Origin of the sequence: Bradyrhizobium liaoningense (assembly GCF_018130955.1) — a bacterium.
Taxonomy (GTDB): domain Bacteria; phylum Pseudomonadota; class Alphaproteobacteria; order Rhizobiales; family Xanthobacteraceae; genus Bradyrhizobium; species Bradyrhizobium liaoningense_C.
The window spans coordinates 1-9,131 of record NZ_JAFCJM010000115.1 but is presented as its reverse complement, the minus strand read 5'-3'; the positions used below and the strand labels follow the sequence as shown (position 1 = coordinate 9,131).

General features: G+C 59.9%; 5 protein-coding genes. 1 reads left to right on the top strand and 4 read right to left on the bottom strand.

Features of this window, described 5'->3' with window-relative positions:
• Window positions 1-539 precede the first annotated feature (539 nt).
• The 4 genes from JQ632_RS38430 to JQ632_RS38415 all read right to left on the bottom strand — a co-directional run bounded on the left by JQ632_RS38430 (window position 540) and on the right by JQ632_RS38415 (window position 6,606).
• Entirely contained in the window at window positions 540-1,919 is a 1,380-nt protein-coding gene (locus JQ632_RS38430) for an adenylate/guanylate cyclase domain-containing protein (RefSeq protein ID WP_212407921.1), read from the bottom strand.
• A gap of 206 nt (window positions 1,920-2,125) precedes the next feature.
• Window positions 2,126-4,966, bottom strand: coding sequence for a PAS-domain containing protein (locus JQ632_RS38425; RefSeq protein ID WP_212407920.1), 2,841 nt, complete (start codon window positions 4,964-4,966; stop codon window positions 2,126-2,128).
• 83 nt (window positions 4,967-5,049) lie between these two features.
• Complete coding sequence (locus JQ632_RS38420; RefSeq protein ID WP_212407919.1) at window positions 5,050-6,189, bottom strand: FIST signal transduction protein; 1,140 nt, start codon at window positions 6,187-6,189, stop codon at window positions 5,050-5,052.
• A gap of 42 nt (window positions 6,190-6,231) precedes the next feature.
• The gene (locus JQ632_RS38415; RefSeq protein WP_212407918.1) at window positions 6,232-6,606 is read right to left on the bottom strand and encodes a response regulator; all 375 of its coding nucleotides are present in this window, start codon (window positions 6,604-6,606) and stop codon (window positions 6,232-6,234) included.
• Window positions 6,607-7,127: 521 nt separating this feature from the next.
• Between JQ632_RS38415 and JQ632_RS38410 the strand changes: the two genes are divergently transcribed.
• Window positions 7,128-8,960 carry an ATP-binding protein gene (locus tag JQ632_RS38410; RefSeq protein ID WP_212407917.1) on the top strand — a complete coding sequence of 611 codons (1,833 nt, stop codon included), beginning with the start codon at window positions 7,128-7,130 and terminating at the stop codon, window positions 8,958-8,960.
• The last annotated feature ends 171 nt before the right edge of the window (window positions 8,961-9,131 follow it).

Genomic DNA, 9,131 nt, shown 5'->3' with positions numbered 1-9,131 from the left:
GTAAGTCGCGCAAAGTGCCGCTCATACCCAACACTGACGGTCTCCCAACCATCATGTTCGAATTCACGAAAGGCGCCGGGATTGCGGGAACTCTCGATCGCCATCGCTTCCTCCCCGACGGAGGCCCCATAGGTCCAGCTATATACACGAGTTCAAAGTGCAGGAAATGACGAATTGAGTTTCGTCAACGACGGCCGTATCTTCGGAGGTTGCACGACCGACCTCAAGCTGACCCGCGCATCGGTTCGCTTCTGCTCGTGGCCCTGTGCCGAACCGCGCACCAGCCGTCATGACGTCGGCTGTTTGAGGTGGTCCGGACTCTGCTCGGAGCTTGCCTCGACCGCTGCCTTTGACCCAACTCGGAAGTCGCTCGCCTATCCGAGGGGGCAAAAAAAGCTTCAAATGACCCTTCCAATTGAGCCACCACGGGGGGCGCGCCTAGAGCGCGATGGCTTTAGGTTGAATCGTCATCGCGCTTGAGCTCCTTGTTTAAGCATGATCTTTTCGGAAAACCGCTGCGCACTTTTCCGGATCATGCTTTAAATCCGACTCAAGAAAAACGTCTCAAGCTTGCCTTTGCCCTTCACGTCAATGCTGCGGCGTGGCTCCAGCACGAAGGGGCCGACGAGCTGGCGGGCAGTATCCTGGGACACATGGATTCGATTGGGCAGAGAATAGGCTTCGAGCCGGTTGGCGACATTTACAGTATCGCCCCACACGTCGTAGACGAAGCGGTGGGTGCCGATGATCCCTGCGACCACGGGACCGGAATGGATGCCGATCCGGATTTGCAGGGACCAGCCGAAATAGTCGTTGACGCGGCTCAGCCGATCGATCATGCCAAGCGCCATGTTCGCGATCGCTGCGAACGGATCGGGATTCGGATCGGGCACGCCGGCGACGGCCATGTAGGCATCGCCGATGGTCTTGATCTTCTCGACACCAAGCTCGCGGGCAAGTGCGTCGAATTCCGAGAACAGCCGGTTCAAATACTCGACCATCGCTGCAGGCGTGACCCGTGCCGAGTGTTGGGTGAAGCCCACCAGATCGGCGAACAGAACGCTCACGCCCTCGAAGCGGTCAGCGATCATGGCTTCGCCTTGGTTCAGGCGGCCAATCACCTGCCTTGGCAGGATGGTCAATAGCAGCCGCTCGAACTTGGCGGTCTCCTCCTCGATGCGGCGAAGATACTTCTGCTCGCGGTCGCGCCAGCGCTTCTTGTGCAAGCAAGCATTGATCCGCGCGCGCAGCAGGATCGGATCGAACGGCTTCGGCAAATAGTCCTCGGCCCCGGCCTCGATGCAGCGGATGGCGCTCTCGGTCTCCGCCAGGGCCGTGATCATGATCACCGGGATGCGGCGCAGCCGCTCGTCCGCCTTCATACGCACCAGCACGTCAAACCCGTTGATATCGGGCATCATCAAATCGAGCAGGACGAGGTCGAACTCATCGTCGGCGAGCGCCTGCAGCGCCTGTTGACCGCCGGGCACAGAAGCGACGCGATGGCCGTCGCGGGTCAGTCGGCGCGACAGGAGATCGCGGTTGGCCTCGATGTCATCCACGACGAGAATGGAGCCGGTTTCGCTGACAGTATTCGGCTCATGCCGGACTGGCCCGAGGCTGCGCATCAAGTCGCTAACAATGACCGCACCGGTCTGATCGGGGGCCAAACGCGTCTCTTCGACATCGACCGAGAATCGCACGATGCGATCGAGACGCAGCAGCAGGTCAGCGGCCGCCACCAAGAGGCGGTCGAGATCTGCCCGCAGCGAGTCGCTTGAGGAATGGGCTACATCCTCGCGCAGCATCTCGCCATAACCCTTGATCGCGTTGAGGGGCGTGCGCAACTCGTGACGCAGCTCCTGCTCTTGCGTGGCGGCGGCTGAGCCCGGCGAGCTCTTGGCGCGATCGCCCTCCACCAGCCGGTCGACCTTGCCGGCGAGATCGCGCGCAGCGCCGAGGATACGGTTCAGATCGGGGAGGATGTCCGGGCTCCCCTTCCGGGACGCCTCCTCGTGTACGATCTCTGCATAGCCGAGCAAGGCGTTGACCGGGGACAACAGTTCCTGGCGAAGCTGAGCCAGCCGAATGCGCCCGGCGCGCGCGCTGTCGGTGCCAATGATGCTCATGGCCGATCCGGACTCGCGCGCCGGACGTGCTGGGGTACCAGCTCGTCGAGCGCCGCCAGCACGGCCTTGCCGCTATATTCGCCCTTATGCACCAAATGCTGTACCTGGCCGTTGAGCCGCGCGCGATCATCGGCGGTCAGTGTCTTGGCGGTGACGACGATGATCGGGATGCGCCGCCAGCGGGATTCGGCGCGCACCCGTGCGATGAACTCGAACCCGTCCATCTCGGGCATCATCAGATCGAGCAGAATTGCGTCCGGTAAAGCCTCGTTCAAACGCTCAAGACCAACCCGACCATTCTCTGCTTGCGTGACCCTGCAATCGATCTGCCGCAAGGCGCGCCCTATCAGCTCACTGGTCGGAGCATCATCCTCAACGATCAACACGTGCCGTGGTGCACCTTTTGGGCAACACTTGTCCACTGCACGAACCAGTCTGTCGCGATCGATCGGCTTGACCAGGTAGTCGGCGGCACCGAGCGAGAAGCCAATGCCCTGGTTATCTACGATCGTAACCATGATCACGGGAATTTCGGCGAGTCCGGCATCTTCCTTCATGGCGCTGAGTACGGCCCAGCCATCCATGTGCGGCATGAGAGCGTCGAGCGTGACGACATCGGGCCGCAGCGTGCGGGCGAGCTGCATCGCCTCTTCGCCACTGGCAGCCAGGCGAACGGCGTAACCGCCGCGTTGCAGGTGTCGGCGCAGCAACTCCCGCGCGTTGGGATCATCGTCGACCACGAGAACGATCGGCGCATGCTCGGGCTCGGCTACCTGCGGACGCTCGGAACGCTTCTCTGCCGCCAAGCTCGCTGCGTCCGATGCAGCGCGCGTCACCGCCGGCAGGCGAACGACGAAGGTCGTCCCCTTGCCGGCCTCGCTGATCAGTGTCACATCGCCGCCCATCAGCCGGCAGAAGCTCTTGGTGATGGCGAGGCCCAACCCGGTGCCGCCGTAGGCGCGGGTGGTGGAGGCATCGGCCTGAGTGAAGGCCTCGAACACCTTGGCCTGCTGATCTGGCGTCATGCCGATACCGGTATCGCGCACCTGGAACTCGACCCAGTCGACGGTTTCGTCCATGTCACGGAGCACGGTGAGCGTAATCGTCCCGTTCTGTGTGAACTTGCAGGCATTGCTCAGGAGGTTGAACAGGGCCTGCCGCACCTTGGTCAGATCGCTGTGCATCGTGCCGACCTCGTCGGCGCAGTTCACCACAAGCGCGTTGCCGTTCTTCTTGGCCAGCGGAGTGATGGTCGCCGCGACGCTATCAATCATCGGCCGCAACTCGAAGGTCTCGAGATAGAGCGTCATCTTGCCGGCCTCGATCTTGGAAAGATCGAGGATGTTGTCGATCAGGCCGAGCAGATGCTTGCCGGCATCCTGGATCTTGCGCAGGTCCGCCATTTCCGATTCGCGCCCGGCGCTCTGGGCGTCCTCGAACAGGATCTCGCTGTAGCCGATGATCGCATTCAAGGGCGTGCGCAGCTCATGGCTCATGCTGGCGACGAAGTTCGACTTCGCGCGGGTCGCCTGCTCGCTCGCCCAGATCGCCTTGTGCAGCTCGCCCTCCATGCGCTTGCGGTCACTGATATCGGCGAGGCCGTTGATCATCGCCGGGCGCCCTTCGAACTGGACGCGCTGCGACGCTATGAGCGCCCAGAACTCCTCACCTCCAGCCCGCTTGAGCAGCATCTCCATGCTCTCCACATGGCCGTGCTCGGTGAGCGCGTTGATGAAGCGCTCGCGATGCTGCGGGTCTGCGTAGAAGGTTTTCGCTTGCATGCCCAGGGCGGACGAACCTTCGAGCTCGAACATTTCGCTGAAGCGTTGATTGGCATACCGGATGATCCCATCATCGAAGGTGACGATCGCTACCGCCATCGGCGCGGCCTCGGCAATGACACGCAGCCGCTGCTCGCTCTCCTGGATCGCCTGTTCGGCCTGCTTCACGTCGGTGATATCGGTGTAAGTCGCGACCGTGCCGCCGTCGTCGGTTTTGCGCTCGTTGATCTGAATCCAGCGCCCGTCAGAGCGGTGTTGTATATGCGTGCCCTTGGGATCGCGATGCCGGTCCAGACGTTCGGTGATCCAAGCCTCGACGCGTCCCACCGCGTCGGGGATCTCGCCGCTCGCGGTCGCATTGCGGAGGATCGCTTCGAACGATACGCCTTGTTTCACGACATCGATGCTGCCGGTGCCGTGCATGTCCCGGTACCGCCGGTTGTATATCACCAGCTTGTCGTCGGCATCGTAAAGCGAGAAACCCTCTGAGATACTCTCGATCGCGTCGATCAGTCGGCGCTGTGCCTCCGTTGCCTTGTCGCGCGCAGCAGCCAACTCCCCCTCTCGCCGTTTGATTTCAGTCACGTCCGTGAAAACGCCTACAGTGCCGCCATCCTGCGTCTTGCGCTCGCTGATCTGGATCCAGCGACCGTCCCATTGGTGATGGAGAAACGGCCCTCCGGGGTTGCGATGTCGAGCAAGTCTTTGCTCGATCCATTCTTGAGGTCGTGCAGCCGCGTCGGGCACGATTCCACGCTCGACCACGGTCTTGATCAAATGCTCGAACTCCAACCCTAGCCGCATAAGATCGGCCAGCCCCGGGTAGAGCTCGCGATAGCGCGAGTTGCACAGCACCATGCGATCACTGGCATCGAAGAGGAAAAAGCCTTCCGAGATGCTCTCGATCGCGTCGGTCAGCCGAGTCTGGGCCTGCGCAGCCCTGTCGTGCGCCTCCGACAGCTCCTTCGAGCTCAGCTCCTGCGAGCGCTCGACCATCGCCCGATCGCTGTCGAAATCGGTGTATGCGGCATCGACGGCTGCTACGAACGACTGCAACGCAGCCGGAACTTCTCCCTCGACACCGAGGTGCTTTCTGAGCTGGCGTCGTAGCAGCCTGTGCATCGGTGACCTGTGACCGTTCAGTCCTCGGCGAAAGTTGTGATGGTCATGGTTTGATTGTGCAGGCGGCACTCGCCACCGTGCATGAAGGGGGAAAGCTCGCCGTACGAGTAGAAGCCGGAAATCTTCGTATCCCTTCCGAAGACATCTCGGATCGCCTCGATTTCTTCTTCGGTGCGCTGCTTCATCACAAGCTTACGACCGACACAGCTCACCAGAATTGCCAGATCTGGTCGCCTGTCGGCCAACCCGCTGAGGCTGGCCTTGGCGGCGGCCGTTGCGCCGTCGACCAGATCGTCGACGTTGGTCTTCATCAACTGTGCCGTTCCGCCCTGTGGGATGTCGCCTGCGAACGTCATCGACTTGCTGTGCTCGTCCACGGACAGGACTGTCCGGACGACACCCTGGCCGCCCTTTGCCTCGGTAACCAGGATTGGAAAGAGCAAGGCTGAGCTTGGCAACTGGTCGGCGTGAGGGCCAAGGTACGATTTATAGAGATCGAGCGCTGACCCCCCATCCAGCTCATAGAGGATGTTTCCCTCGGCCCGGGTGATGGTGCGCAGCGGCCCAAATGGCTGCCAGCCGCCCATCGATCCGTAGCCAATACGCAAGTCGTCGCCATACAGACCAACCGCTGCCACGCGCTGGGGACCCGCGCCGCCGTCGGCAATGACCCAGGTCTCGGCAAAATTGGTTCCGTCTCCGGAAAGACCGCCGGTGATCGACACGCCTGCCGAGACGCCGCCCGCGAGACCGTGCGCCAGGTCGGAGCCATTGACGTGCAAGCCGTCCGAAAGCACGAACACATGGCGCAATGAGGCGTCGTTCAACTGCTGCGCGAGCTGCTTGCCGACGTCGTAGCTCGCCTTGGCCTCACCAATCGTAGCAGAGGCGGAGCGGAGTCGCGTATGGTCGAAGTCGACAATGGTGGCAATCACCGAGTCGTCGACGACCGTGTCGCCGAGAATCTCGCCGGAAGTCGAGCAACCAAGCATGGCGGCCCCTTTGAAGTGGTCGCGCAGTTCGCCCACGAGGTCACCTGCCTGCATCAGTGATCTGGCGCCGAAAACGAACACGACACTTTGTCGTCCGACTTCGCCGGCAGGCAAATTCGGCCGCCACCCGTCACTCTTGGACCATTTGTACTGAGCCGTTTTCATGGGTTGTTTCCTCTCGTCACCTGTCCGGAACTTGTAGGTCGTCTACTGTCCAGCAGCCGCGAGCAGCGTCTCGATCTTGCCCAGTAGCCTCTGCAGCTCGATCGGCTTGGTGTCATAGTCGTCGCAGCCGGCCTCGAGCGCCTTTTCCCGGTCGGTCGCCATGGCGTGCGCCGTAAGCGCGATGATGGGGATCTTGCGCAGCTCAGGCGTGGCCTTTATCCGGCGGGTCGCCTCCCAACCGTCGATCCCCGGCAGGCTCATGTCCATCAAGATGAGATCGGGCCTGTCGCTCGCCGCCATTGCGACGCCCCGCGCCCCATCCTCGGCCATGGCGACCTCGTAGCCGCCACGCGCGAGACGCCGCGAGAGCATGTCGCGGTTCATCTCGTTGTCTTCGATCAATAAAATCTTGGGCATCGCACAGCCTCGAGCCGGACTGTGAGCACTGCTTGCGCGAGACCGCCTGAGCGGCCTCAATGGACGCCTAAGAGATAAACTTAGCACTCAAGCCTACCTGTCGCATCACAAAAATAGCGAGTAGCGGCGTCGACAGGGAATTCCCCAGAGTCCTACAAAAAAATTACAACCTCAGGCGATCAATTCATGGCCGATAAAACCACTAATTAGCGCGTATGGGGCTGTTGCAATGGCAAGGGGAACTTGCTGTTCAAGACTGTGAGTGACGAAGCATCAATCAAGCGGGGCCGCCCTAAGTTGGCGGCCTCTTTCTTTTGGGCGAAACGTGTGATGCCGCCTGTTGGCCCCAATGCGAAGTGCGGGCCAGCTCCGAGATTGTCGGCTCAACGGGATAGACCGGAAGCTAGTGGCCGCACCTCCCGACGCCGCTGTTGACCCAAAGCCGACCTGACGGGACGTGGCACCTAGACCTAATTTTGGGGTAGCTTAGATGGCGTGAGTGGTTCCTGCTGGCCCGAGTCATGTCGCTGCGGATCCCATTTTTGATTGTGTGCGCAAGCCTTGCATTGACGATAGCGGGGCCATCGGTGTCTGCCGAAACGCGAAGAGTGGTTTTGCTTTTTGACGAACGGGTAGAATTGCCGGGTTTGTCGTTGCTCGACGCGGAGTTCGCCCGCACATTGCAAGCTAACTCCGTCGATCCGATTGAGGTTTATCGCGAATCCATGGATTTGTCTCGATTCGGCTCAGATACCTACAAGTCGGCGCTGCGAGATTTCCTTCGTACCAAATATGCAGACAAGAAGATCGAAGTTGCGGTCGCAGTGATGGTCCCTGCGTTCGAATTCCTGTCAAATTTTGGCAAGCTGATTTTTCCTGGAACACCGGTTGTGTTCTGCGGGCTGGATAGAAAACAACTCAGAGATCGGCCTCTACCGCCCGACTGGTATGGCGTTCTCGTAAAACGAGAATTTGCGCCGACACTTGACATAGTACTTCGTATCCATCCCAAGACTAGAGAGATTGTAGTCGTTGCGGGCACATCAGAATTTGACGATACAATTTTCGCCCAAGCACAGAATGAGTTTCGGGCGTATGAGAGCCGGGTAGCGTTTACATACCTCTATGATTTACCTTTCCAATCATTGCTCCCCATGCTTTCGCGCTTGCCCTCCGATAGCATCGTCCTTTTTACGACATTTTTTCAAGACGGCGCGGGCAAGCCCTTCATTCCGCACGAAGTCGTCGAGCGTATTTCCACCGCAGCAAGCGTGCCAGTCTATGGCTTTGCTGATCAATATCTTGGACGTGGAATTGTAGGGGGGAGCCTCTACAGCTTCGTGTCGCATGGCGCGGACACTGCCAAGCTGGTTTTGCGGGTTCTGTCTGGCGACGCGCCCTCTCAGGCCGTCTCGGAAGTTCCGAGCAACAAAGTCATGTTCGATTGGCGGCAGATGCAGCGTTGGGGCATCAGCGAACACAGTTTGCCACCTGATGCGGAGATCGACTTCCGTGAACTCACTCTGTGGCAAACCTACGCTTGGCAGATGGCCCTAATCTTCGGAGTCATCGTGGTGCAGGCCGGACTAATTTCTCGCCTCCTCTACGAGCAACGACGCCGTCGATACGCCGAAGTGCAGTCACGTCAACGCATGTCGGAGCTTGCGCGTATCAATCGCTTTTCAACAGCGGGGGAATTGACTGCATCAATCGCCCACGAAATCAATCAGCCACTCGGTGCTATTCAGACGAACGCCGAGACAATGGAATTGCTGCTCCGATCTCCGTCGCCAGACATCGATGAGATCAAAGAGATCACGGCCGATATCCGGCGTGATCAAGAGCGCGCCAGCGAAGTCATTCGTCGCCTGCGAAGCATGTTGCGGAGAGCGCCGTTTGAATTGAGCGATATCGACTTGAATGAACTTGTTCGCGAGACCGAAGACTTTCTTTCTGGACTCGCGGTTTCGCGGCAAGTGGAGTTAAGTAGTTCCATCGCTCCAATGCCTCTGCCTATCAGGGCCGACCGTATTCAGTTACAGCAGGTCATTTTGAACCTGATTGTAAACGCCATGGATGCAATGGCCGACATGCCGAAATCCGAGCGCAAGATCGCTATTCGGACCACGCGCATTGACCGATTTGCTGACGTCGCTGTTTCCGATACCGGTCCCGGCATTCCGCCAGAGAAGGCAAAGCAGGTGTTTGAACCGTTTTTCACGACCAAGGCGCAGGGCATGGGGATTGGGTTGTCGATTGCACGAACTATCATCGAGGCCCACGGCGGTCGCATATGGGCGGACAACCAAACGACAGGTGGAGCCGTGTTTCATATCAGTCTGCCCCTGACTTGAACGTCCGGCGATGAGGTTTGCCATGCTCGCGTTGCGCCTCCGACGATCGCTTTCGACATGTCGGCTTCTGGCCGATTTTGTTGCAGAAGTCGGTAGGATCGACGCTCTCAGCCGGGGCAGAGATCTGAAAATTTGGGCTCGCGATCTCTCGGCCGCCTGCCCGGCATGGGC

Coding starts and splice junctions, on each gene's coding strand:
- JQ632_RS38420 (WP_212407919.1), bottom strand. CDS start 6,189: ATGAAAACGGCTCAGTACAAATGGTCCAAGAGTGACGGGTGGCGGCCG.
- JQ632_RS38415 (WP_212407918.1), bottom strand. CDS start 6,606: ATGCCCAAGATTTTATTGATCGAAGACAACGAGATGAACCGCGACATG.
- JQ632_RS38410 (WP_212407917.1), top strand. CDS start 7,128: ATGTCGCTGCGGATCCCATTTTTGATTGTGTGCGCAAGCCTTGCATTG.